General features: G+C 71.0%; 21 protein-coding genes and 1 tRNA gene. 14 read left to right on the forward strand and 8 right to left on the reverse strand.

Annotation, left to right across the window (positions count from 1 at the left end):
* Window positions 1-97: 97 nt before the first annotated feature.
* Window positions 98-2,845 carry a pyruvate dehydrogenase (acetyl-transferring), homodimeric type gene (gene aceE / locus ACF073_RS13920; protein ID WP_392069561.1) on the reverse strand — a complete coding sequence of 916 codons (2,748 nt, stop codon included), beginning with the start codon at window positions 2,843-2,845 and terminating at the stop codon, window positions 98-100.
* Window positions 2,846-3,258: 413 nt separating this feature from the next.
* Here aceE and ACF073_RS13925 point away from each other — a divergent pair, with 413 nt between their 5' ends.
* The 6 genes from ACF073_RS13925 to ACF073_RS13950 all read left to right on the forward strand — a co-directional run bounded on the left by ACF073_RS13925 (window position 3,259) and on the right by ACF073_RS13950 (window position 7,686).
* The gene (locus ACF073_RS13925) at window positions 3,259-3,684 is read left to right on the forward strand and encodes a DUF3052 domain-containing protein (protein WP_392069564.1); all 426 of its coding nucleotides are present in this window, start codon (window positions 3,259-3,261) and stop codon (window positions 3,682-3,684) included.
* Between the two features lie 111 nt (window positions 3,685-3,795).
* Window positions 3,796-4,254 (forward strand): peroxiredoxin, encoded by a 459-nt coding sequence (locus ACF073_RS13930; protein ID WP_392069566.1) that lies wholly within the window; start codon window positions 3,796-3,798, stop codon window positions 4,252-4,254.
* 139 nt (window positions 4,255-4,393) lie between these two features.
* On the forward strand, window positions 4,394-4,969 hold the full coding sequence (locus ACF073_RS13935) for a TerD family protein (protein WP_392069567.1): 576 nt from the start codon (window positions 4,394-4,396) through the stop codon (window positions 4,967-4,969).
* Window positions 4,970-5,065: 96 nt separating this feature from the next.
* A complete protein-coding gene (locus ACF073_RS13940) occupies window positions 5,066-5,644 on the forward strand; it encodes a TerD family protein (protein WP_392069569.1) in 579 nt (192 codons plus the stop codon).
* 76 nt (window positions 5,645-5,720) lie between these two features.
* Entirely contained in the window at window positions 5,721-6,860 is a 1,140-nt protein-coding gene (locus tag ACF073_RS13945; RefSeq protein ID WP_392069570.1) for a DUF475 domain-containing protein, read from the forward strand.
* Window positions 6,861-6,948: 88 nt separating this feature from the next.
* Entirely contained in the window at window positions 6,949-7,686 is a 738-nt protein-coding gene (locus ACF073_RS13950; protein ID WP_392069572.1) for a Tellurium resistance, read from the forward strand.
* 39 nt (window positions 7,687-7,725) lie between these two features.
* Here the strand turns inward: ACF073_RS13950 and ACF073_RS13955 are convergent, their stop codons facing one another.
* A complete protein-coding gene (locus ACF073_RS13955) occupies window positions 7,726-8,535 on the reverse strand; it encodes a TerD family protein (protein ID WP_392069574.1) in 810 nt (269 codons plus the stop codon).
* A gap of 177 nt (window positions 8,536-8,712) precedes the next feature.
* On the opposite strand from ACF073_RS13955, the gene ACF073_RS13960 reads away from it, so the two are divergent.
* From ACF073_RS13960 to ACF073_RS13970, 3 genes are read left to right on the forward strand one after another with little or no spacing between them, the layout of a single operon-like run.
* Window positions 8,713-9,879 carry an HpcH/HpaI aldolase/citrate lyase family protein gene (locus ACF073_RS13960; RefSeq protein WP_392069575.1) on the forward strand — a complete coding sequence of 389 codons (1,167 nt, stop codon included), beginning with the start codon at window positions 8,713-8,715 and terminating at the stop codon, window positions 9,877-9,879.
* Between the two features lie 26 nt (window positions 9,880-9,905).
* Complete coding sequence (locus tag ACF073_RS13965; protein ID WP_392069577.1) at window positions 9,906-12,365, forward strand: phosphoribosyltransferase; 2,460 nt, start codon at window positions 9,906-9,908, stop codon at window positions 12,363-12,365.
* A complete protein-coding gene (locus ACF073_RS13970; protein ID WP_392069579.1) occupies window positions 12,362-13,213 on the forward strand; it encodes an HAD family hydrolase in 852 nt (283 codons plus the stop codon). Before ACF073_RS13965 ends, ACF073_RS13970 begins: the two co-directional genes overlap by 4 nt.
* Here ACF073_RS13970 and ACF073_RS13975 read toward each other — a convergent pair.
* Entirely contained in the window at window positions 13,210-13,428 is a 219-nt protein-coding gene (locus ACF073_RS13975) for a zinc ribbon domain-containing protein (protein ID WP_392069581.1), read from the reverse strand. The genes ACF073_RS13970 and ACF073_RS13975 overlap by 4 nt on opposite strands.
* 210 nt (window positions 13,429-13,638) lie before the next feature.
* Here ACF073_RS13975 and ACF073_RS13980 point away from each other — a divergent pair, with 210 nt between their 5' ends.
* From ACF073_RS13980 to ACF073_RS13990, 3 genes are all read left to right on the forward strand, one after another.
* Window positions 13,639-15,846 (forward strand): transglycosylase domain-containing protein, encoded by a 2,208-nt coding sequence (locus ACF073_RS13980; protein WP_392069990.1) that lies wholly within the window; start codon window positions 13,639-13,641, stop codon window positions 15,844-15,846.
* A gap of 42 nt (window positions 15,847-15,888) precedes the next feature.
* On the forward strand, window positions 15,889-17,181 hold the full coding sequence (locus ACF073_RS13985) for a hypothetical protein (protein WP_392069583.1): 1,293 nt from the start codon (window positions 15,889-15,891) through the stop codon (window positions 17,179-17,181).
* A gap of 187 nt (window positions 17,182-17,368) precedes the next feature.
* Window positions 17,369-18,469, forward strand: coding sequence for an amidase domain-containing protein (locus tag ACF073_RS13990; RefSeq protein WP_392069992.1), 1,101 nt, complete (start codon window positions 17,369-17,371; stop codon window positions 18,467-18,469).
* Here the strand turns inward: ACF073_RS13990 and ACF073_RS13995 are convergent.
* From ACF073_RS13995 to ACF073_RS14005, 3 genes are all read right to left on the reverse strand, one after another.
* The gene (locus ACF073_RS13995) at window positions 18,457-19,041 is read right to left on the reverse strand and encodes a DUF4383 domain-containing protein (RefSeq protein ID WP_392069584.1); all 585 of its coding nucleotides are present in this window, start codon (window positions 19,039-19,041) and stop codon (window positions 18,457-18,459) included. The two genes, ACF073_RS13990 and ACF073_RS13995, sit on opposite strands and share 13 nt — an antisense overlap.
* A 79-nt stretch (window positions 19,042-19,120) precedes the next feature.
* On the reverse strand, window positions 19,121-20,515 hold the full coding sequence (locus tag ACF073_RS14000; RefSeq protein WP_392069586.1) for a hypothetical protein: 1,395 nt from the start codon (window positions 20,513-20,515) through the stop codon (window positions 19,121-19,123).
* 74 nt (window positions 20,516-20,589) lie between these two features.
* The gene (locus ACF073_RS14005; protein ID WP_392069588.1) at window positions 20,590-21,360 is read right to left on the reverse strand and encodes a DUF4097 family beta strand repeat-containing protein; all 771 of its coding nucleotides are present in this window, start codon (window positions 21,358-21,360) and stop codon (window positions 20,590-20,592) included.
* Window positions 21,361-21,572: 212 nt separating this feature from the next.
* On the opposite strand from ACF073_RS14005, the gene ACF073_RS14010 reads away from it, so the two are divergent.
* Window positions 21,573-21,644: transfer RNA gene (locus ACF073_RS14010), tRNA-Val, on the forward strand.
* A 45-nt stretch (window positions 21,645-21,689) separates the two neighbouring features.
* On the opposite strand, the gene ACF073_RS14015 is transcribed toward ACF073_RS14010, so the two are convergent.
* The gene (locus ACF073_RS14015; protein WP_392069590.1) at window positions 21,690-22,031 is read right to left on the reverse strand and encodes a hypothetical protein; all 342 of its coding nucleotides are present in this window, start codon (window positions 22,029-22,031) and stop codon (window positions 21,690-21,692) included.
* A gap of 85 nt (window positions 22,032-22,116) precedes the next feature.
* A complete protein-coding gene (locus ACF073_RS14020) occupies window positions 22,117-23,016 on the reverse strand; it encodes a ketopantoate reductase family protein (protein WP_392069591.1) in 900 nt (299 codons plus the stop codon).
* 93 nt (window positions 23,017-23,109) lie between these two features.
* On the opposite strand from ACF073_RS14020, the gene ACF073_RS14025 reads away from it, so the two are divergent.
* Complete coding sequence (locus tag ACF073_RS14025) at window positions 23,110-23,340, forward strand: DUF2277 domain-containing protein (RefSeq protein WP_392069593.1); 231 nt, start codon at window positions 23,110-23,112, stop codon at window positions 23,338-23,340.
* The last annotated feature ends 366 nt before the right edge of the window (window positions 23,341-23,706 follow it).

Genomic DNA, 23,706 nt, shown 5'->3' on the forward strand with positions numbered 1-23,706 from the left:
ATCGTAAAGAAAGCGTAAGGGCGATGGAGGGTCGGCCCTGCGCCGATCGCCTCCATCGCCCTCGACGGCTCAGCCGCCGCTCACCTCGGGCGCGGCGTCACGCGTCGCCGCCCGCCGCCCCCGGGTCCGCGGCCGTGACGTCCAGCAGCTGGTACCGGTCGATGGCCTGCTTCAGCACGGACCGGTCGACCTTGCCCTCGCGCGCCAGCTCGGTCAGTACCGCCACCACGATCGACTGGGCGTCGATGTGGAAGAAGCGGCGCGCGGCACCCCGGGTGTCGGCGAAGCCGAACCCGTCGGCCCCCAGGGACTGGTAGGTGCCGGGCACCCAGCGCGCGATCTGGTCCGGAACCGACCGCATCCAGTCGGAGACGGCCACGAACGGGCCTTCCGAGCCGCCGAGCTTCCGGGTCACGAACGGCACCCGCTGCTCCTCCTCCGGATGCAGCAGATTGTGCTCCTCGCAGGCCACGGCCTCGCGGCGCAGCTCGTTCCAGGAGGTCGCGGACCACACGTCCGCCTTGACGTTCCACTCCTCGGCGAGGATCTTCTGCGCCTGAAGCGCCCACGGCACCGCGACACCGGACGCCATGATCTGCGCCGGGACCCCGCCGCCGGTGCCCTCGCCGATCTTGTGGATGCCCTTGACGATGCCCTCGACGTCCACGTTCGCCGGCTCGGCCGGGTGCTGGATGGGCTCGTTGTAGACGGTGAGGTAGTAGAAGACGTCCTCGCCGTGCGGGTGCTCCTGCGAGCCGCCGTACATCCGGCGCAGGCCGTCCTGCACGATGTGCGCGATCTCGTAGGCGTACGCCGGGTCGTAGGCCACGCACGCCGGGTTGGTCGACGCCAGCAGCTGGGAGTGGCCGTCCGCGTGCTGGAGCCCCTCACCGGTCAGGGTCGTACGGCCGGCGGTCGCACCCAGGACGAATCCGCGCGCCAGCTGATCGGCCATCTGCCAGAACTGGTCACCGGTGCGCTGGAAACCGAACATCGAGTAGAAGACGTACACCGGGATCAGCGGTTCGCCGTGCGTGGCGTACGCCGAGCCCGCCGCGATCAGCGAGGCCGTGCAGCCCGCCTCGGAGATGCCGTCGTGCAGCATCTGGCCGGTCGGCGACTCCTTGTACGCGAGCAGCAGTTCCCGGTCCACGGACTCGTACTGCTGGCCGAGCGGGTTGTAGATCTTCGCGCTCGGGAAGAAGGAGTCCATGCCGAACGTGCGGTACTCGTCCGGCGCGATCAGCACGAATCGCTTGCCGATCTCCTTGTCCCGCATGAGGTCCTTGAGGAGACGCACAAAGGCCATGGTCGTCGCGATGGACTGCTGGCCGGTGCCCTTCTTCACGGTCGCGTACGTCTCGTCACCCGGCAGGGCGAGCGGCTGGGAGCGCACGACACGGGTCGGCACGTAACCGCCGTGCGAGGTGCGGCGGTCGTGCATGTACTGGATCTCCTCCGAGTCCCGGCCCGGGTGGTAGTACGGCGGCGGGCCGGACTCCAGCTCCCGGTCGGAGATCGGCAGGTGCAGCCGGTCGCGGAAGCGCTTGAGGTCGTCGACCGTCAGCTTCTTCATCTGGTGCGTGGCGTTGCGGCCCTCGAAGTTCGGGCCCAGCGTCCAGCCCTTGATCGTCTTGGCCAGGATGACCGTCGGCTGGCCCCTGTGCTCCTTGGCCGCCTTGAACGCCGCGTAGATCTTGCGGTGGTCGTGGCCGCCGCGCCCCAGGTGCAGGATCTGGTCGTCGGTCATGTTCTCGACCATCGCGCGCAGCCGGTGGTCGTCGCCGAAGAAGTGCCGGCGGATGTAGTCGCCGGACTCGGTGGCGTAGGTCTGGAACTGCCCGTCCGGTGTCGTGTTCATCTTGTTGACCAGGACGCCGTCCCGGTCCTGGGCGAGCAGCGGGTCCCAGGAGCGGTCCCAGATCAGCTTGATCACGTTCCAGCCGGCGCCCCGGAAGACCGACTCCAGCTCCTGGATGACCTTGCCGTTGCCGCGCACCGGGCCGTCGAGCCGCTGGAGGTTGCAGTTGACCACGAAGGTCAGGTTGTCCAGGCCCTCGCGGGCGGCCAGGGTGAGCTGGCCGAGCGACTCGGGCTCGTCCATCTCGCCGTCGCCGAGGAACGCCCACACGTGCGACTTCGCGGTGTCGGCGATCCCGCGCGCCTGCATGTACCGGTTCATCCGGGCCTGGTAGATCGCGCCGAGCGGGCCGAGGCCCATGGAGACCGTCGGGAACTCCCAGAAGTCCGGCATCGAGCGCGGGTGCGGGTAGCTGGACAGCCCCTCCGGGTACTTCGACTTCTCCTGGCGGAAGCCGTCGAGCTGCTCGGCGGAGAGCCGGTCGAGCAGGTACGCGCGCGCGTAGATGCCAGGGGAGGCGTGGCCCTGGAAGAAGACCTGGTCGCCGCCGTCGCCCTCGTCCTTGCCGCGGAAGAAGTGGTTGAAGCCGACGTCGTACAGCGAGGCCGAGGAGGCGAAGGTGGCGATGTGGCCGCCGACGCCGATGCCCGGGCGCTGGGCGCGGGAGACCATCACGGCCGCGTTCCAGCGGGTCGCGTTCAGGATCCGCCGCTCGATCTCCTCGTTGCCGGGGAAGAACGGCTCGCTCTTGGTGGGGATCGTGTTGACGTAGTCCGTGCTGCGCATCTCGGGCACGGCCACGCGCTTCTCGCGGGCCCGCTCGATCAGGCGCAACATGAGAAAGCGGGCCCGCTCCCGGCCGCGCTCGTCGACGATGGCATCGAGGGAGTCGAGCCACTCCTGTGTCTCTTCGGGATCGAAGTCAGGAACCTGACTCGGGAGGCCGCCAATGATGATCGGGTTGCGATCGGATCCGGAAGGCACGCTGTTCCTTACCTGTCAGAGGGCCGCTTTTTCTGCACCTGCCTACACCGTTCCCCATGGTCCACCTCGGGAAGGTGTACGTCATCTCCATCGGGTCGTCCTGGCCGGGGCCGTCCGCTCCGGTCAAAACGCAACGATACGCCCGGGGTGTGACGGGCTTGGCATAGGTGTTCGAGTGACGTAAGAGCGGATGATTCTTATTCGGGCAAATCGGGCACATGCGTGTGATGTGGGCCGCGCGGAAACGAGATACGGTGCCAGGAGTTGCGACGACACGGCCCGGATCGTCACCGTTTCGACGGTCCGCAGGGCCGGGTACTTGCGCGATCCGTCCCGCACGTGTGGACTACGGCCAAGCGCCCCGCGCACGCGCGTGGCGAGTTATTCCCGAAAACATGATCAGGAGGCAGACCGTGAGCGCGACCGCGGACCACGCGGAGACGAGCCTGGCCGTCAGGCTGGGATTCCAGCCCGACCAGGTGGTCCAGGAGATCGGCTACGACGAAGACGTGGACCAGGAACTCCGCGAGTCCATCGAGGGAACCACCGGCAGCGAGCTGGTGGACGAGGACTACGACGACGTGGCTGACGTCGTGTTGTTGTGGTTCCGTGACGAGGACGGCGACCTGACGGACGCGCTGGTCGATGCCATCGGCTTCCTCGAAGAGTCGGGCCAGATCCTCCTCCTCACGCCGAAGACCGGCCGGGACGGGTACATCGAGCCCAGCGACATCAACGACGCCGCACGGACGGCCGGCCTGTCGCAGACCAAGAGCATCACCGTGGGCAAGGACTGGAACGGCAGCAGGCTGCTGACGCCCAAGGCGTCCAAGCGGTGACTTCCCTTTGCCGGTGAGTGCATCGGGGGCGGTGGTCCCCTCCGGAGGACCGCCGTTCCCGCCGCCGTAGGCTGTTCCTCTCCGAACGGCCCACCGAAGGGATGCACGACAATGGCGATCCAGGTCGGCGAGAAGGCACCCGACTTCGAACTGAAGGACAACCACGGCCGCTCCGTGAAGCTCTCGGACTTCCGCGGCGAGAAGAACGTGGTCCTGCTCTTCTACCCCTTCGCCTTCACCGGTGTGTGCACCGGTGAGCTGTGCGAGCTGCGCGACAACCTGCCGCAGTTCGCGGACCGCGGCACCCAGCTGCTCGCCGTGTCCAACGACTCCATCCACACCCTGCGCGTCTTCGCCGAGCAGGAGGGGCTGGAGTACCCGCTGCTCAGCGACTTCTGGCCGCACGGCAACGTCTCGCGCGCGTACGGCGTCTTCGACGAGGACAAGGGCTGTGCCGTGCGCGGCACCTTCATCATCGACAAGGACGGCGTCGTGCGGTGGACCGTGGTCAACGGCCTGCCGGACGCCCGCGACCTCGGCGAGTACGTGAAGGCGCTCGACACCCTGTGAGCCGGCCGCGCGCCGACACCTGTGATTCTTCGGCTCCAGGGTCTGCGGGGCGCGGGAACCCGTCACTAGGATCGGCACGTTGATCCCATATCCGAAGCACGACGGGGCTCCCCGCCCCTGAACACCACATGGAGGACCCGTGGGAGTCAGCCTCAGCAAGGGCGGCAACGTATCGCTGACGAAGGAGGCCCCGGGCCTGACCGCCGTCATCGTGGGCCTGGGGTGGGACGTGCGCACGACGACCGGCACGGACTTCGACCTCGACGCCAGCGCGCTGCTGCTGAACGCCGCCGGCAAGGTCATCAGCGACCAGCACTTCGTCTTCTTCAACAACCTCAAGAGCCCCGACGGCTCGGTCGAGCACACCGGCGACAACATCACCGGTGAGGGCGAGGGCGACGACGAGCAGATCAAGGTGGACCTGGCCGGCGTGCCGGCCGACGTCGAGAAGATCGTCTTCCCGGTGTCGATCTACGACGCGGAGAACCGCCAGCAGTCCTTCGGCCAGGTCCGCAACGCGTTCATCCGCGTCGCCAACCAGGCCGGCGGGGCGGAGATCGCCCGCTACGACCTCAGCGAGGACGCGTCCACCGAGACCGCCATGGTCTTCGGCGAGCTGTACCGCAACGGCGCGGAGTGGAAGTTCCGCGCCATCGGCCAGGGCTACGCCTCGGGCCTGCGCGGCATCGCGCAGGACTTCGGCGTCAACGTCTGACGCGGCACGGCCTTCGAGTCCGGCGCCGTCCCGTTTAGGGGCGGCGCCGGACGCGCAGGACAACCAGGGAAGCACCACCAGGGGAGGACCAGCATCATGGGCGTCACACTCGCCAAGGGAGGCAACGTCTCCCTCTCCAAGGCCGCACCGAACCTCACCAACGTCTTGATCGGGCTCGGCTGGGACGCGCGCTCCACCACCGGCGCCCCCTTCGACCTGGACGCCAGCGCCCTGCTGTGCGACGCCGGGAACCGGGTGCTGGGCGACGAGTGGTTCGTGTTCTACAACCAGCTCAAGAGCCCCGACGGCTCCGTGGAGCACACCGGTGACAACCTCACCGGTGAGGGCGAGGGAGACGACGAGTCGGTCCTGGTGGACCTCGCCAAGGTCCCCCCGCAGTGCGAGAAGATCATCTTCCCCGTCTCGATCCACATGGCGGACGAGCGCGGCCAGACCTTCGGCCAGGTCTCCAACGCCTTCATCCGTGTGGTCAACCAGGCCGACGGCCAGGAACTGGCGCGCTACGACCTCAGCGAGGACGCCTCGACCGAGACCGCGATGATCTTCGGCGAGCTGTACCGGTACCAGGGGGAGTGGAAGTTCCGTGCGGTGGGTCAGGGGTACGCGTCGGGGCTGCGGGGCATCGCTCTAGACTTCGGAGTCAACGTTTCGTAAAGCCGAGTACGGCGCGGGGGAGACCCTCCCCCAGACTTCGTCTGGGAGGTACCCCCCTAACACGATGGGGTAGCCAGTGCTTCTCAAAACCTTCGGCTGGTCGTTCGCGGTCACCGCGCTCGGCTTGGTCGCTGCCGCGTTCTACGGGGGGTGGACCGCCTTCGGAGTCGTGGCGATCCTGGCCATCCTGGAGATCTCGCTGTCCTTCGACAACGCGGTGGTCAACGCCGGGATCCTGAAGAAGATGAGTGCCTTCTGGCAGAAGATCTTCCTCACCGTCGGCGTCCTCATCGCCGTCTTCGGCATGCGGCTGGTCTTCCCCGTCGTCATCGTCGCGATCAGCGCCAAGATGGGCCCGGTCGAGGCCGTCGACCTCGCGCTCAACAACAAGGACCGCTACCAGGAGCTGGTCACGGACGCCCACCCGGCGATCGCGGCCTTCGGTGGCATGTTCCTGCTGATGATCTTCCTCGACTTCATCTTCGAGGACCGGGACATCCAGTGGCTGCGCTGGATCGAGCGGCCCCTGGCCAAGCTCGGCAAGGTCGACATGCTGTCGGTCTGCATCGCCCTGATCGTCCTGCTGATCACGTCCTTCACCTTCGCCACCCACGCCCACCAGCACGGCGGCGGCCATGCCGACAAGGCCCAGACGGTGCTGATCGCCGGTATCGCCGGCCTGATCACCTACATGATCGTCGGCGGTCTCTCCGGATACTTCGAGGACAAGCTGGAGGAAGAGGAGGAGCGGGAGCACGAGGAGGAGGAAGAGGCCGCCCGCAGCGGCAAGCAGCGCCCGGCGATCGTCCTGGCCGGGCAGGCCGCGTTCTTCATGTTCCTCTACCTGGAGGTCCTGGACGCGTCCTTCTCCTTCGACGGTGTGATCGGCGCCTTCGCCATCACCAACGACATCGTCCTGATGGCCCTCGGCCTCGGTATCGGCGCGATGTACGTGCGGTCGCTGACCGTGTACCTGGTCCGCCAGGGCACCCTGGACGACTACGTCTACCTGGAGCACGGCGCCCACTACGCCATCGGCGCCCTCGCCGTGATCCTCATGATCACCATCCAGTACGAGATCCACGAGGTCATCACCGGTCTCATCGGTGTCGTCCTGATCGGCTGGTCCTTCCTGTCCTCGGTCCGCCGCAACCGCGCGCTCGCCGCGTCGGGCGAGGGCACCGGCGAGAAGGCCGAGGTCTCCTCCGGGGTGTGACACCCCCGGCGGCGAGGAACGCTCTGAGCGGGGCGGCGGACACGGTCGGCCGCCCCGTCGGCGTCACAACGGGTACCTGGGGGCGGGAATGGGTTTCTTCGACGGACTGCTGGGCGGGCGTGCCGCGGACTTCGACTCGGGCAGCGCGTCCACCAACGCCATCGAGCTGACCAAGCGGCACCAGACGGTGTCGCTGACCAAGCAGGACGCGGCCACCGGCAATCTGCGCGTCAATCTCGCCTGGCGGATGCGGACCTCCGACTTCGACAGCACCCAGCGCACCAGCCTGTTCCGGCACCCCTTCAAGGCGCTGAAGCCGCCGGAGGTGCTCGGCCACGGGCAGAGCATGGTCAACGTCGACCTCGACCTCGGCTGCCTGTACGAGCTGACCGACGGCACCAAGGGGGTCGTACAGCCGCTCGGCGGCTATCTCGGGGACGTCAACGCACCGCCGTACATCAAGCTCAGCGGGGACGACCGGTTCGGCTCGGGCTCCGGCGAGACGATGTACGTCAATCTCGACCACCGGGATGCCATCAAGCGGATGCTGGTCTTCGTCTACATCTACGACCAGACCCCCGCCTTCGACCGTACGCATGCCATCGTCACGCTCTACCCCAGCAACGGCCCCCGCATCGAGATAGGACTGGACGAACGCCATCCCCAGGCCCGCTCCTGCGCCGTGGTGATGATCGAGAACATCAAGGGCGAACTGATCGTCCGCCGCGAGGTGAAGTTCGTCTACGGCTTCCAGGGCGAGCTGGACCGCCTGTACGGCTGGGGCCTGCAGTGGGGCAGGGGATACAAGAGCAAGGCGGACCGCTAGGCACCCCGCGGGGCGGCCCGCCCGGACCGTCCGGCGGGGCTACCGCCCGAGGAACTGCGGCCCCTGCGGCGGCAGCCGGAAATGCGGATCCGCCCCCACCGGCACGGGCACCGGCTGCGGATACCCGTAGGCGGGCGCGGACGCCGGCTGCGGGTACCCGTACGACGGCTGGGCGGACGCCGGCTGCGGATAGCCGTACGCGGGCGGCTGCTGCGGCACCACGGACGTCGGCTGCTCCGGCGGCAGCGGCTGGGACGACGTCGGGTCGAACGACGCGAACGACGCCCGCTCCTCCTGAGCCGCCTCCGACTCGTCCACCGAGATGCCGAAGTCCGTGGCGAGGCCCTTCAGCCCGTTCGAGTAGCCCTCGCCCAGCGCCCGGAACTTCCAGCCCTCCCCGCGCCGGTACAGCTCGCCGCAGATCAGCGCCGTCTCCGCGCCCGTCTCCGGCGTGATCTCGAAGAGGGCCAGCGGCTCCCCGCCCGCGTCCGCCGCGTCGTACAGCTGGATGCACAGCGCCGGCACCTGGTCGAAGGGCACCCCGTCCGCCGAGGCCACCAGCAGGATGCGGCCGACGCCGGGCTCCACACCGGTGAGGTCCGCCTGGACGGTGTCGGTCAGCCCCTCGGCGACCCGCTTCTTGCCGAGGCGCCACACCTTCCCCGAGGGGTGCCGGGGCTGGTTGTAGAAGACGAAGTCCTCGTCGGAGCGCACACGGCCGTCGGCGCCGAGCAGCAGCGCCGACACGTCCACGTCCGGCACCTCCTGGCCGGGTGTCCAGCGCAGCACGGCGCGCACCGTGGTGGCCTCCAGCGGGACGTTCGACCCCTTCAGCATCGCGTGCGTCATGCGGTCATCCTGCCCTCTCGGTCCTGGTCACGACAATGCAGGGCGGTGATGCCGCCGACATGGGCGGGTCACCGGAAATTCATGCCCGCCGGGAACCCCGGACATGGATCCATACGTACTATTACCGGCCACCCTTTACCGAACCCAGAGGTTCGGCTCGCTCTCCGAGGGAGTCCTATGCGTCATTTCGGGCACATCGCCCCCGAGGCGCGGCAGCGCCTCTTCCACCGGGAGCCGTGTGCGTTCACCGCCGATGCCCCGGCCCGGCTGCTCGCCACGGCCCTGGGCGCCACGCTGTACAGCCCGGCGACCCGGCCGCGGCTCGCCGACGACATCGTCAAACAGGCCGGCGGCGGCGTGGTCTCGATGGTGCTGTGCCTGGAGGACTCGATCGACGACGCGGACGTCGTCGCGGGCGAGGAGAACCTCGTCCGGCAGCTGGCCGACCTCGCCGACCGCCCAGGAGCCGAGCCGCCCCTGCTGTTCGTCCGGGTGCGCACCCCGGAGCAGATCCCGGACCTGGTCCGCCGCCTCGGCCCGGCCGTGCGCCTGCTGTCCGGATTCGTGCTGCCCAAATTCACCGAGGAACGCGGCATCCCCTTCCTGGAGGCCCTGACCGCGGCCGAGAAGGCGAGCGGCCGGCGGCTCTTCGCCATGCCCGTCCTGGAATCCCCCGAGCTGCTCTACCGCGAATCGCGCGTGGACACCCTGGAGGGCATCTCCCGCGCGGTCGGCAAGTACCGCGACCGGGTGCTCGCCCTCCGCCTCGGCGTGACCGACTTCTGCTCCTCCTACGGCCTGCGCCGCGCCCCCGACATGACCGCCTACGACGTCCAGGTCGTGGCCTCCGTGATCGCCGACGTCGTGAACATGCTCGGCCGGGCCGACGGCACCGGCTACACCGTCACCGGCCCGGTCTGGGAGTACTTCCGCGTCTCCGAGCGCATGTTCAAGCCGCAGCTGAGGCAGAGCCCCTTCCTGGAGGTGCAGGCCGTCGAGCTGCGCGAGAAGCTCATCGAACACGCCATGGACGGGCTGCTCCGGGAGATCTCCCTCGACCAGGCCAACGGCCTGCTCGGCAAGACCTGCATCCATCCCTCCCACGTCCTGCCCGTGCACGCGCTCTCCGTGGTCAGCCACGAGGAGTACAGCGATGCCCAGGACATCCTGCGGCCGGAACGCGGCGGCGGGGGTGTACTCCGGTCGGCCTACACGAACAAGATGAACGAGGTGAAGCCGCACCGCGCCTGGGCGGCGCGCACCCTGCTGCGCGCCGAGGCGTTCGGTGTCGCCCACGAGGACGTCGGCTTCGTGGAACTGCTCGCCGCCGGAATACCCGGCTGACCTTCCTCCACCTCTCCAAGGAACGCATGAACAACGCAGTGAACGACGGGGTCTGGTCCGGCAGCTGGGTCGCCGAGCGACTCGGGGTCGAGCTGGTGGGCGACGACGGACTGCCGGCCCTGCTCGGGCTCGCGCTGCGGCGCAACCCCAAGCGGGCCCACCTGCTGGTCTCGAACGTCCTCGGCAAGCACGTCCCCCAGTCGCCGTCCGTGGTCTACGGCCATGGGTTCCGCCTGGGCCGGGAGGTCGCCGCGCTGCTCGGCGAGGACGCGGACACCGCGGTGGTCCTCGGCTACGCGGAGACCGCCACCGGTCTCGGCCACGCGGTCGCCGACGGCCTCGGCACGGCGCCGTACCTGCACTCCACGCGGCGCCCGGTGGCCGGGGTCACCCCCGCGGGCGGCTTCGAGGAGTCGCACTCCCACGCCACCTCCCATCTGCTGCTGCCGGAAGACCCCGCCCTGCTGGCCGGAGACGGGCCGCTGGTCCTGGTCGACGACGAGTTCTCCACCGGCAACACCGTCCTCAACACCATCCGCGACCTGCACGGACGGTATCCGCGAGGGCGCTATGTGGTGGTCGCGCTGATCGACATGCGCTCGCCGCGGGACACGGCACGCCTCCAGCGGTTCGCGGCGCGGACCGGGGCGCGGATCGATGTGATCGCCACCGCCTCCGGGACGGTGCTCCTGCCGGAGGGCGTCCTGGAGAAGGGGCAGGAACTGGTCGCGCGCTACGCGCCCGCCGCCGACGGCCCGGCCGCCGGGAGCGGGGCCGTCGCCCCGGCCCCCGTGGTCCGCGTCGGCCTCGACTGGCCCCGCGCCCTCCCCGACGGCGGCCGGCACGGCTTCACCCCCGCCCACCGGGCCCGGCTGGAGGCCGCGCTGCCCGCCCTGGGCCACCGCCTGGCCGAGGCGCTGCCCGCCGGCGCCCGCCGCGTCCTCGTCCTCGGCTCCGAGGAGCTGATGTACGCCCCGCTGCGCCTCGCCGGCGAGCTGGAGCGGCTGACACCGGCCGAGGTCCGCTTCTCCACCACCACCCGCTCGCCCGTCCTCGCGGTCGACGACCCCGGGTACGCGATCCGCACCCGCCTGGCCTTCCCCGCCCATGACGACCCGGCCGACGGCCCCGGCGAGCGCTACGCCTACAACGTGGCGGGCGGCGGCTTCGACGCCGTCGTCGCCGTGGTCGACTCCGTCGCCGACACCCCCGCCCTGCACGCGCCCGACGGCCTGCTGGCCCGGCTCGCCGAGCAGGTCCCGCACGTGCTGCTCGCGGTCGTCCCGTCGTACGTACCCGCGCCCCCGCATGCTCCCGAAAGGCCGGCCATGCTGCCCGAGCCCCTCCGCGGCCCCGCTTTCTCCTCGTACGCGCCGGAGGAGGTCGGCTGGCTGCTGCGGGACCTCTCCGCCGTGGCCCTCGAGGCGCCGACCGAGGAGCGGGAGGAGGCGATCCAGGGCGGCGGCGCGCACTACGCCGAGTCGCTGCCGGTGGAGTACCAGCCGAGCGAGCGGTACCAGGAGCTGTTCCGCACGGCCCTCGACGCGTCCGCCGCCCGGCTCGCGCGGGCCGTCGGCGTGGTGACCGAGGCCGTCCTCGCCGAGCGGTCGCCGCGTCCGGTGCTGGTCTCCCTCGCCCGCGCCGGCACCCCGGTCGGCATCCTGATGCGCCGCTGGGCGCGGTTCCGGCACGGCGTCGACCTCCCGCACTACGCCGTGTCCATCGTGCGCGGCCGGGGCATCGACGCCAACGCGCTGCGCTGGCTCGCCGCCCACCACGACCCCCGGGACGTCGTCTTCGTGGACGGCTGGACCGGCAAGGGCGCGATCAGCCGCGAACTGGCCCAGGCCGTCGAGGAGTTCGAGCGGACGGAGGGCGTCACCGGCTTCGACCCGGAGATCGCCGTGCTCGCCGACCCCGGCTCCTGCGTGCGCACCTACGGCACCCGCGAGGACTTCCTCATCCCCTCGGCCTGCCTCAACTCGACGGTTTCCGGCCTGATCTCGCGGACGGTGCTGCGCGCCGACCTGGTCGGCCCGCACGACTTCCACGGCGCCAAGTTCTACCGCGAACTCGCCGGCGCCGATGTCTCCGTGGCCTTCCTCGACGCCGTCTGCGCCCGCTTCCCCGAGGTCGCCGACGCCGTCGACGGCGCGGTCAAGGAGCTGCTGGCCGCCGACCGCACCCCGACCTGGGCGGGCTGGCGGGCGGTCGAGCGGATCAGCGAGGAGTACGGCATCCACGATGTGAACCTGGTCAAGCCCGGCGTCGGCGAGACCACCCGGGTGCTGCTGCGCAGGGTCCCCTGGAAGATCCTGGCGCGGGCCGGCGCGGGCGCCGACCTGGACCATGTGCGGCTGCTGGCCGAGCAGCGCGGGGTGCCGGTCGAGGAGGTCGGCGAACTGCCCTACACCTGCGTCGGTCTGATCCACCCCCGCTACACCCGGGGCGCGACGGGCGCCGACGGCAGGGCGGTGGCCCTGTGACGCCGGTGCTGGTGGCGAGCGACCTCGACCGCACGCTGATCTACTCCTCGGCGGCCCTCGCGCTGGCCGTCCCCGACGAGCGGGCCCCGCGGCTGCTGTGCGTGGAGCTGTACGAGGCGGCGCCGCTGTCCTACATGACGGAGACCGCGGCCCGGCTGCTGACCGAGCTGGCCGGCACGGCCGTCTTCGTGCCGGCCACGACCCGCACCCGCGAGCAGTACCGGCGCATCAGCCTGCCGGGACCGCCGCCCGCCTACGCGATCTGCGCCAACGGCGGCCATCTGCTGGTCGACGGGGTGAGCGACGCCGACTGGAACGCGCGCGTGCGGGCCCGGCTCGCCGACGAGTGCGCGCCGCTGGCGGAGGTCGGCGGGCATCTGCTGCGCACCGCCGACCCGGTGTGGCTGCGCAAGCACCGGGTGGCCGAGGACCTCTTCGCCTACCTCGTCGTCGAACGCGAGCTGCTGCCCGAGGGCTGGGTGGAGGAGCTGGCGGCCTGGGCGGAAAAGCGGGGCTGGACGGTCTCCCTCCAGGGCCGCAAGATCTACGCCGTCCCCAAGCCGCTCACCAAGAGCGCCGCCGTGCGGGAGGTCGCCCGCCGCACCGGCGCCGGGCTGACGCTGGCCGCCGGGGACTCGCTGCTCGACGCCGACCTGCTGCTGGCCGCCGACCGGGGCTGGCGCCCCGGCCACGGCGAACTGGCCGACGCCGGCTGGAGCGCGCCGCGGATCAGCGCGCTGCCGGAGCGGGGGGTGCTGGCGGGAGAGCGGATCCTCGGCGAGTTCCTGGCGGCGGCACGGGAGCAGGCGGCCCCGGCGCGCAGCCAGGGCCTGCCGGACAGGCGCTAGCCGCAGCAGCCCCCGCCGCAGCAGCCGCCCCCGCCGCCGGCCCGCGGCGCGGGCGAGGGGGCGCTCGACACGCCGCCCACGGCGACCGTCGAGAGCAGTTTCACCGTGTCGTCGTGGCCGGCCGGGCAGTCGGCGGGGGCGGCGGACTCCGCCATCGGCCGGTTGAGTTCGAACGTGTCGCCGCAGGTCCGGCAGCGGTACTCGTAGCGAGGCATATGCCCAGGTTAGCTGTCGGGGGCCGGTCGGGGGCGGCTCAATGTTTCATGAGTGTTGCTTTCTATCCGGCATATGTGCAGGGCATTCGAAAACGTTACTGATAATTTGTGAACGCCGTTGCGAGGATGCTCAGCTCACCCGCGCGAGCAAGACCGAGTGCGGAGGGAGACGCAGGCGTGACCGATGCGTCGCAGGGGGAGGGCGGCCCCATGGGGGGTGGCCGTGGCGAGAAGCCGCAGAACGCCGACGAGACCCTGCATCTGAGAGTCGACGCCCTGAGGGCGGACGAGACCATGCAGTTGCGCGTGCCCCCGCCGCCGGAGCCGCCCGCTCCGGGCGGCGGCCGGGCCGAGCGGCGCCGCAGCGCGCGCTCGGCCGGGAGGGAGCGCTCGGCCGGGAGAGAGCGCCCCGCGGCCGTCGCCGCCGCCCTGGGCGCGGCCGGCCGGCTGTTCGGCCCGCTGGCCCCGTACGCACGACGGCTGGCCCCGTACGCGCGCCGCCTGAGGCCGGTGTATCCCCGTCCGGGCCGCACCGGCTGGCGCCGCTGGATACCCTCCTGGCGCCAGTGGACCGGCGCCACGCTGACCTCGTTCGGTCTGCTCGCCGCCTTCCTCGTCACGGCGTACGCGATGACGGACATACCGAGCAACCTGAACTCGTACGCGACCCAGCAGGACAACGTCTACTTCTGGTCCGACGGCACGCCGATGGCCCGCACCGGCTGGGTGCAGCGGCAGGCGATGCCGCTGAAGGACATACCCGAGGACGTCCGCTGGGCGGTGCTCGCGGCGGAGAACGAAAGCTTCTACTCGGATCCGGGCATATCCGTCAAAGGCATCACCCGGGCCCTGTTCCGCACGGTGGGCGAGGGGGACACCGAGGGCGGATCCACCATTACTCAGCAGTATGTGAAAAACGTTTATCTGACGCAGAACCAGACGATAAGCCGCAAATTCACCGAAGCGATGATCTCCCTCAAGCTCGACAACAAGATGAGCAAGGACCAGATCCTCGAGGGCTATCTCAACACCAGCTGGTTCGGCCGCGGCACCTACGGCATCCAGCGCGCCGCCCAGGCCTACTACGGCAAGGACGTCGGCAAGCTCAACGCCTCCGAGGCGGCCGTGCTCGCCTCCCTGCTCAAGGGCGCCGGCCTCTACGACCCCACCCTCGGCAAGGCCAACCACAAGCGCGCCGTGGAGCGCTGGTCCTGGGTCCTGGACCGCATGGTCAAGATCGGCAAGCTGTCGCCCGAGGAGCGGGCCCGGTACACGAAGTTCCCCGAGCCGCTCAGGACCAACCCGCTGTACGACACCGGTGAGCAGAGCGACTACCTGGTGGAGCTGGCCGCGCAGTACGCCAAGAAGGCCGGCCATCTGACCGACAAGCAGTTCGACCTCGGCGGCTACCAGATCTACACGACCTTCGACCGCAAGCGGGAGCGCGCCCTCACCGACGCCGTCGCCAAGGCCCGCAAGACGGCCAGGCAGGACGACCCGAAGGTGGCGAAGGACGGGCACTACGGCGCCGCCTCGGTGGGCGCCGACGGCCGGATCCTCGCCGTCTACGGCGGCCCGGACCACCGCAAGCAGGGCTTCAACGAGTCCAACGCGACCACGGTCCCGGCCGGCACCGCCTTCCTGCCGTTCGTCTACGCCGCCGGCCTCGAACACGGCGTGCACAAGACACGCAGCGGACCCGCCACCCCCGTCACCCCGGACAGCGTCTACGACGGCGACGACGGCGTGCCCGTCACCACGCCCGAGGGACCGTACTGGGACCGCAGCGGGAAGAAGGTCTCCGCGCACAACGACGGCGGCACGTCGTACGGGCCGATCTCCCTGCGCGAGGCGCTCGCGAAGTCGGTGAACACGCCGTTCATGCAGCTCGGCATGGACACCGGCCTGGAGAAGGTGCGCCAGACCGCCGAGGCGTCGGGACTGCTGTCCTCCAGCATGGGCCCCCAGGTGCCCGCCCTCGCGCTGGGCAACTCCACGCCCAGCGCGATCCGGATGGCCAGCGGCTACGCCACCTTCGCCGCGGAAGGCAACCACACCGAGCCGTACTCGGTGCGCCGGATCACCCGCAACGGCTCCCCGATCGCCCTGGCCCTTCCGCACGCGAAGCGGGCGGTCGGCAGCGAGGTGGCCGAGGACGTCACGGCGGCGCTCACCGACTCCTTCCGCGCCGCGCACCCCGAGGCGGCCGGCACCTCCGGGGTGTCCGGGAAGGCCGGCACCGCCGACAAGGACGCCGCCGCCTGGTACGTCGGCACGGCCGACTCCGTGTCCACCGCGGTCGTCGTCTACCGGATCGACCTGACCAAGTCCCTGGAGCCGCTGCCGCTCAAGGGCCTGGCGGGCTCCGCCCACAGCGTTCCGTATGCCCTCTGGTCGGCCGCGACGGGGATCGGCTGAGCCGTGACCCGTCCACCCTCCCCCTCCGAGAATGAGCCGCGCATGCCTCGCAAGATGTCGTCGTCGTCAGGCCGCCGCCGAGCCCCCCGCCGCGGTGCGCCGCGCGCCACCCGGCCGCAGATCCTGACCCTGGCCGCCCTCCTCGTCGTGGCCTCGCTGGTGGCCGGGTTCCTCGCGCTGTCCGGCACGGACGGAAACGGCACACCGGCCGCCGCGGCGGGCAAGCGGCCCAAGGCGGCCCCGAAGCCCACCCCGACGCCGACCTGGGACGGCAAGACCAAGATCCTCGGCGACGGCTCCACCTCCTACACCGGACCGCAGAAGGGGCAGTTGAAGCCGGTGCCGCTCAAGCCCGGCGAGAAGCCGCCCCAGTTCGTGGTCTTCTCCTGGGACGGCGCGCTCCAGGGCAGCGACGAGCTGTTCTCCCACTACCGGGACATGGCCAAGCAGTACGACGCCCATATGACCTTCTTCCTCACCGGCATCTACCTGCTGCCCAAGAGCAAGAAGGCGCAGTACCACGGCCCCCTGCACGCACCGGGCGACGCGGCGATCGACTACGCCACCGACGACCACATCCGCAGCACGCTGGACCAGCTGGGCAAGGCGTACGAGGACGGCAACGAGATCGGCACCCACTTCAACGGCCACTTCTGCGGCGCCAAGGGCGGCGGAGACTGGAGCGTGGAGCAGTGGAAGAGCGAGATCGACCAGTTCTTCTCCTTCGTGGAGCACTGGAAGACCAACACCGGCTGGAAGGACGTCCCCGCGCTGCCGTTCGACTTCAAGAAGGAGGTCACCGGCGGCCGGGCGCCCTGCCTGGAAGGCCAGAAGAACCTGCTGAAGGCCATCAAGGGCTACGGCTGGCGCTACGACGCCAGCTCCCCGGGCGACTTCCAGATATGGCCCAAGAAGAAGAACGGCATATGGGACTTCCCGCTCCAGCTGCTGCCGTACACGGACAACGTCCAGGCCCTGTCGATGGACTTCAACTTCCTGTACAACCAGTCCGACGGTGAGACCCAGGGCGACTCCGCCAAGTTCCCCGAGTGGGAGCAGATGACCGTCGACTCGTACATGAAGGGCTTCAACCGGGTCTACTACGGCAGCCGGGCGCCGCTGTTCATCGGCAACCACTTCGAGGACTGGAACGGTGGCATCTACATGAAGTCCATCGACCAGGTGGTCAAGAACGTGTGCACCAAGAAGGGCGTGAAGTGCGTGTCCTTCAAGGAGCTGGCCGACTGGCTCGACGTGCAGAAGCCGCAGACCCTGGCCGCGCTGCGCAGCCTCGACCCGGCCCAGTCGCCGGACTGGTCGGCCGTCGTCAAGTGACCCGCGCGTGGGGGAGGTTCCGCTTGTGCAACCCCCTTCACAACTGCCACAGAAGTCATGCGAAGATGCCCCTCTCCCGGTAGGTGTACCGGCGTAGAGGGGAACATCATTGAAATCAAGAAGACTGAGTCGTAAGCGGAGCCGTACCGCCATAGTCACCGCGGCGGCCGCCTCGGTGGTCGCCGGTGTGGCCCTGGTGCCCAACTGGAGCGCGGGCGCGGCGGTCACCGACGACCCGACCGTGGACGCGGCCACCAAGGCGACGTTCCAGCGGCTGGCCGATGCGGTCTTCACCGACCGCACCCAGGCCCTGGTCGCGGGTGCCGGCAAGACGGACACCCGGCACGCCTCCGGTTTCTCCGGTTCGGTGCGCCTGTCCGGCGGGCAGACCCGCGAGGAGAAGTCGGCGCTCGACGCGCTGCGCGACCGGCGCGGCAGGCTCGCCCGGCTCGGCGAGACGTACCGGGCGGGCAGCACCAAGGTGACGCTCGACGCCACCCAGGTGAAGGGCCGCAACGCCAAGGTCGCCGTCACCGAGACCACCTCGCTGACCTACGACAAGGCCACCGGCAAGACCCCGAAGTCGACCGGTTTCCAGGCCCACCACGAGCTGACCTTCAAGGCCGACCGGCACGGCGACTGGCAGCTCACCGGCATCCGCGACACCGACGACGGCTACCTCGCGGTGAACCAGGTCGCCAAGCCCGAGGTCGCCAAGGTGAGGACGACGGCCGACGACGGCCCGCCGAGCGCGGCCCGCTCGGCCACCACCTGGCCCGCCCCGGCCAACCCGAAGAAGCTCACCGGCGGCACCTACGACTACAAGGCCATGGTGGCCTACGCCGCCAAGTACTGGAACAAGTACAACGCCGACTACCCGGACTTCAACGGGCAGGGGGCCGGCGGCGACTGCACCAACTTCGTCAGCCAGTCCCTCAAGGCGGGCGGCTGGAAGCACGTGCCGGGCTACACCACGGACTTCCACAAGTGGTTCGGCAACTCCGAGATCCAGTCGGACTCGTTCGTCGGTGTCAACGAGTTCTCCTGGTTCGCCCTCTCCTCGAAGCGCGTCACCAGTCTCGCCAACGTCTACCAGATGGACCTCGGCGACGTGCTGCAGATGGACTTCAACCGGGACGGGTCCAAGGACCACTCGATGATCGTCACCTACCGTGACAACCGGGGCGTGCCGTACGTCAGCTACCACTCGACCAACACCTACAACCGGTCGGTGGCGAGCCTCGTCGCGTCGTACTCGGGCGCCGCGTTCTACGCCTACCGCACCTGATCCGGTGGCGGGCCCTGCCGCTCCTGCCCCTCCGCCCGCAGCATCGGCTGCTCGTGCGGTGCGGGCTCCGGGTGGCGGGCCCGCCAGTACGGGTTGTCGTGCGGCAGCGCCGAGCCGACCCGGCCGTACATGCCGAAGGTCATCAGCAGCAGGCCCACGATGAAGCTGAAGAACACGTTCTGGATCTTGAACGCCAGGAAGTTGTTCCCGGTGTCCAGCAGGCCCAGGAACAGGAAGCCGTTCAGCAGGAACAGCACGCCTAGGACCATGTTCAGGGTCGATGCGAAGTTCCCGCCGATCACCATGCCGGCCAGCAGCACCGCGCCGATGACGATCGACAGCACACTGAGTGCGCCGTTGGTGTTCAGCCCGGCCGCCGTTGCGCCGCCGGTGTTGAAGAAGCCGATGTGGTCGATCAGGCCGAGGATGCCGAAGGCGACCAGGAACGCGCCGATCAGGCCCGCGCCCACCCGGTAGACCGTGTTGAGCCGGTGGTCCACGGGCAGGTGGTCGTCCAGCCGGGTCCGCCGGCGTCCGCCGGCATGCCTCGTGCGCACTGCGTGTGTGGCCATGTCCGCCTCCCTGGGGCGCTCGCGTGGCCATCCGTCCCTTCAATATCCGCCAGCCCCTGGCACCCGGCAACACGCGCGGTCAGTGTGCGGTGCCGCGCTCCTCGCGGATCTGGGCCACCACCCGCGCCACCGACTGCCGCACGCCCTCCGTCTCGGTAAGGAAGTGCCAGTAGTCCGGATGGCGCCCCTCCAGCGTGCCGATCGCCCGTTCGAGGCGGGCCACCGCGTCGTCCAGCGGCCGGGCGTGCCGGGGGTCCGGGGTGGTCCGGCCCGTCATGGCGAGGCGCTGCGCGTCCCGGATCGCGAACCGGGTCCGCTCGATCTCCGCCTGCGGGTCCTTCTGTACCGCGTTCAGCCGGGTCAGCCGCTCACCGGCGGCCGACACGGCGTCGTCGGTGGTGTTCAGCAGCGCCCGTACGGTCGACAGCAGCGAGGTGGCGTCCGGCCACCGCTGGGCGTCCCGCGCGCTCTGCGCCTCCCGGAGTTTCAGCTCGGCCTGCCGTACGTTCTCGGCGGTCAGCGCGGGCACCTGCTGGAGGTCCTGCCAGCAGGCGGCGGCGAACCGGCGCCGCAGCTCGCTCAGCGCCGGCTCCACCTGCTCGGCCCGGGTGGTCAGCGCCTGTGCCCGGGTCCGCAGGGAGACCAGCCGGTGATCGATCTCGGCCGCCCGCTCCGGCAGCCGCTCGGCCTCGGCCAGGATCGCGCCGGCCTCCCGCTGCACCCGCTCGGCCCGCTCCAGCGTGGCCTGCACCCCGTGCTGGCCGGCGCCCTGGTTCAGCCTGGTCAGCTCAGGGGAGAGGGCGGCGAGCCGCGCGGCCAGGTCGTCGGCCCGCAGGCGCCGCTCGCGGACCGCGTCCAGGGCGTTGCTCGCGGCCAGCAGCGACTGCCGGGCCCGTTCCACGGCGGGTGCGAGCCGGGCCAGCTGGGTCTCGGCCTTGCCCAGCAGCGGCCCGAGCGAGTCGCCGAACCGGTCCAGCTCCTGGCGCACCCCGAGAAGTTCGTCCTTGGCCGCGGTCAGCTCGGTGCGGGCCCGGTTGGCCGGGCCGGCCTCCAGGTCGTCCCGGTCCAGGTCATGGGCGTCCACGGCCTGGATGTACCGCTGGCTGACCTCGTCGATCCGGCGCCCGAGCGCCTCGAAGTCCGAGACGGCACGCCGGGCGGCGGGGGAGTCGTCCACCGCCGAGATGGTCTCGACGGAGATCCGCAGATCCCGCTGCGCGGTGTCCAGTTCGTAGAACGCGGCGGCGGCGGCGTCCTTCGCGGCCTGCGCCTCGGCCCGCTGGTTCTCCGCCCGCCCGCCGAACCAGCGCCGGGTGCCGCCGCCGGCGAACGCGCCGGCCAGCAGCGGCGCGGCCAGCAGCGGCAGGCCGAGCAGGGTGAGGGTGTCCCGCAGGGCCGAGCGCGGGCGCCGGGCCCGGGCGGCGGACGGCGGCGGGTACGGCTGGTTCGCTGGCGTGCCCGGTGTCGCCGTCACATCCCTCTCCCGTGCTGTGGTCCGCGCTGGGTGGTGCCATTCTCCCACCCGTTGTAGACGAAGACACGGGCCGGTCAGTTCGCGCTGCGCACCGTGACTTTCCCGTCGGCGGAGTGCGCCGACACCCGGTGCGGGCTGGTGTCGTCGCGGGGCACGGACACCGACACCGATCCGTCGTCGGTCCCCGCCGACACCCGGTACCTGCCGCCGGGCAGCGTGACGGTCACCGAGCCGTCGTCGCTGCGGGCGTCCACCAGGTCCGGCGGGCCGGAGAGTTCGAGGTCGAGGGAGCCGTCGGCGGTGGAGGCCCGCACCCGGCGCGAGGAGACCTCCGCGCGCACCGAGCCGTCGTCGGCGTGCAGGTCGAGCGGTCCGCTGGAGTCGGTGACGCGTACGGCGCCGTCGCCGGCGTCGACGCCGACCGCGTCCCGGAATCCCCGGACGCGCACGCTGCCGTCGTCGCTGGCCACCTTGACGGCGACCCCGCGCGGCACCTCGATCCGGTGCCGGGCCGAGCAGTCGGCGAACACCCCGTCGCAGTGCACCCGCAGCTCCAGCCGGTCGTCGGCCATGGACCAGCTGACCTTCGGTTCGCTGCCGCCGACCACGGACCCGTCGAACCAGCGGGTCACGTCGACGGTGCCGGCCTTCCGCGCGTCCGTGGCGACGATCTCCAGCGCGGAGTCGTCGGAGTCGACGGTGAGGGTGCGGCCGTGCAGGGCGAAGGAGCGGTGGTCGGGGTGCGGGTCGTCACCGGCGGAGGCGGTGCAGGCGGTGGCGCCGGCGACGAGCGCCCCGGCGAGCACGGCCAGGCCGGCGGTACGGAAGGAAACAGGACGGAACATACGACTCTCCCCCTGGGCCGGCCCGCCCCACGGGCGGCCGGTGTATCGGTCCCGGCCGACCCTAGGACCCGGGGTCCGCCCGGACGATCCGGCGGACTCCAGGAACGGAAGTGGGGAAAACCCCCTTGTCCCCGCCCCGCCCCCGCCGTGTCCCCGGCTCGTTTCCGGTTTGCCGCGAGGCCCCCGGGGCAATGTAGGCTGTCGACCTGCCCGGGTGCGTAGCTCAGGGGTAGAGCGCCTGCCTTACAAGCAGGATGTCGGCGGTTCGAAACCGTCCGCGCCCACCGGTCCGGCCCCTCGGAGAAGTCTCCGAGGGGCCCTCTCGTGCCTCACTCCGGCTCCGGTGCCTCCTCGTGGGAGTGCTTCAGCCGGCTGCGGGCCTCCATCCGGTCCGCCGCCGCGACCTCGCTCCAGAAGCGATGCGTGCTGACGAAGACCGCCAGCTCGTGCTCGCGCCGCCGCAGCTTCTCCACCTCGGCCTGCTCGTCCTCCGTCCAGCCGGGGGAGGCGGGCCGCTCCGCCTTGCGCCAGCCCTGGTCGTCGCAGAAGCCGTCCATCGGTTCCACCGACCAGGGCAGGCGTTTGAGCAGGGCCGACAGCTCGGCCCTGACCTGATGCAGCTCCTCCTGGCCGGCGAGGAGGTCACTGGGGAATTCATAGGTCGTAGCCACACGGCAATGCTACGCCTGTTCGATTTCCCGGAGCGAGGCCGATCAGGGGCGGAGGGCGGGATTCAGTCGAACGAGTGGCCGCCTCTCAGTGCCCGGCCGCCCGCAGCTGTGCCACCAGCCGTGCCGTCACCGGTACCGGTACGCCGTGCCGCTCGGCCGCGCGCAGCATTGCGCCGCCGATGGCGTCGAGCTCGAGCGTGCGGCCCGCCTCGGCGTCGCGCTGCATGGAGGACTTGGCGCCGGGCGGGAAGGCGTCGTAGCGGGCCAGGGCCCGGGCCGGGTCGGCGGGGGCGCCGCAGGCGCGGCTGACCGCCGTGGTCTCGGCGACCAGCGCCTCCAGCTCGTCCCGGTGCCCGCTGCGGGCCTCGCCGAGCGGGACGCCGTACCGGGTGGTGAGCAGGGCGAACGGGGCCAGGAACGCCATCTTGGCCCACAGGGCGGCCGTCTCGTCACCGGCGACCCGGGTGCTCACGCCGGACTCCGTGAGCACGGCGGCCAGCGCGTCGAGGCGGTCCCGGGGTACGGCGTCCCCGCTCAGGTCGATCTCGGTGAACGGGCTGCCGTGCTCGATCACGCCCGGGGCGACGCGGGTGGACTCGACGCGGATCACGCCCGGGGCGACCCGGTCGGGGCGGTACCGGGCGCGCAGGGCCGCGGGGTGTTCGACGCCGTTCAGGAGCGGTACGGCCAGGGCGTCGCCGAGGGCGGCGGGCGGGACCCGGGTGAGGGCGGCGTCGAGCGCGGTGTGCTTCACGGTGACCAGGCAGGCGTCCACCGGCTCGCGCAGCTCGGTGTCCGCCTCCACGGCGGCGGTGAAGTCGCCGAACTGCGCGCTGCGGACCGTGATGCCGCCGCGCCGCAGGGTGTCGGCCGTGCTCTCGCCGGCCAGGCAGATCACGCGGTGGCCGGAGCGGGACAGCAGGGCGGCGAGCAGGCCGCCGGTGCCGCCCGGGCCGAGGAGGGCGATGGTGAGCGGGTTCGTCATGAAAACTGCTCCTTCCGAGGTCGGCCCCGGATGTCGGTGGCCGCCTTCGCGCAGATCTTCGCAGGCGCCCGCGCGGTGCGCGAGACTGGGCGCATGTGCCGGAGCATCAAGACGCTGCGCCCGCCCGTGCTGCCCGAAGAGGCCACGGACGAGGACATCCACGCGGCCGCGTTGCAGTACGTACGGAAGGTCTCGGGCTTCCGGGCCCCGGCGGCCCACAACCGCGAGGTCTTCGACCGCGCGGTGGCCGCGGTGGCCGAGGCCACGGCGGAACTGCTCGGGGGCCTGGAGGTACGCGGTCAGTCCGCACGCCACGCGGACTGACCCCAGCCCGGCCCGCGCTCCCGGGGCGCCCTGGAGCGGGCCCGGACGGCGGCGTTCGAAGACTTCCCCGCGCCCGCGGGCGCCCGGGGCCGGTGGCCGCGCGGCGACCGGTGGGCGTGCCGGTGGTCGCGGGGCGCCCTGGAGGCGGCGGGGCGGCGGCGCTCGGGCGTGCCCGCGTTTGCGGGCGGTGTCCTGGAGTGGGGGCCGGGCGGGCCCCGGGCCTGCCCGCGCTCGCGGGGCGGTGCTCTGAAGCGGAGGCCGGGCGGCGGGGCCCGCCCGCGTTCGCGGGAGCCCAGGGGCAGGAACTTGACGGCGGCCGGGAGCCCACCCGCATTCGCGGGGGCGTGCCCGGGGGCGGGGGCGGAT

The sequence above is a fragment of the Streptomyces sp. NPDC015171 genome, from assembly GCF_043079545.1.
Lineage (GTDB): Bacteria > Actinomycetota > Actinomycetes > Streptomycetales > Streptomycetaceae > Streptomyces.

What these genes read in the sequence shown, in the direction of transcription:
- ACF073_RS13985 (WP_392069583.1), top strand. Translation starts at nt 15,889, where the DNA reads ATGCCTCGCAAGATGTCGTCGTCGTCAGGCCGCCGCCGAGCCCCCCGC.
- ACF073_RS13930 (WP_392069566.1), top strand. Translation starts at nt 3,796, where the DNA reads ATGGCGATCCAGGTCGGCGAGAAGGCACCCGACTTCGAACTGAAGGAC.
- ACF073_RS13980 (WP_392069990.1), top strand. Translation starts at nt 13,639, where the DNA reads ATGGGGGGTGGCCGTGGCGAGAAGCCGCAGAACGCCGACGAGACCCTG.
- ACF073_RS13955 (WP_392069574.1), bottom strand. Translation starts at nt 8,535, where the DNA reads ATGACGCACGCGATGCTGAAGGGGTCGAACGTCCCGCTGGAGGCCACC.
- ACF073_RS14025 (WP_392069593.1), top strand. Translation starts at nt 23,110, where the DNA reads ATGTGCCGGAGCATCAAGACGCTGCGCCCGCCCGTGCTGCCCGAAGAG.
- ACF073_RS13965 (WP_392069577.1), top strand. Translation starts at nt 9,906, where the DNA reads ATGAACAACGCAGTGAACGACGGGGTCTGGTCCGGCAGCTGGGTCGCC.
- ACF073_RS13950 (WP_392069572.1), top strand. Translation starts at nt 6,949, where the DNA reads ATGGGTTTCTTCGACGGACTGCTGGGCGGGCGTGCCGCGGACTTCGAC.
- ACF073_RS13960 (WP_392069575.1), top strand. Translation starts at nt 8,713, where the DNA reads ATGCGTCATTTCGGGCACATCGCCCCCGAGGCGCGGCAGCGCCTCTTC.
- ACF073_RS13995 (WP_392069584.1), bottom strand. Translation starts at nt 19,041, where the DNA reads ATGGCCACACACGCAGTGCGCACGAGGCATGCCGGCGGACGCCGGCGG.
- ACF073_RS13975 (WP_392069581.1), bottom strand. Translation starts at nt 13,428, where the DNA reads ATGCCTCGCTACGAGTACCGCTGCCGGACCTGCGGCGACACGTTCGAA.
- ACF073_RS14020 (WP_392069591.1), bottom strand. Translation starts at nt 23,016, where the DNA reads ATGACGAACCCGCTCACCATCGCCCTCCTCGGCCCGGGCGGCACCGGC.
- ACF073_RS13940 (WP_392069569.1), top strand. Translation starts at nt 5,066, where the DNA reads ATGGGCGTCACACTCGCCAAGGGAGGCAACGTCTCCCTCTCCAAGGCC.
- ACF073_RS14005 (WP_392069588.1), bottom strand. Translation starts at nt 21,360, where the DNA reads ATGTTCCGTCCTGTTTCCTTCCGTACCGCCGGCCTGGCCGTGCTCGCC.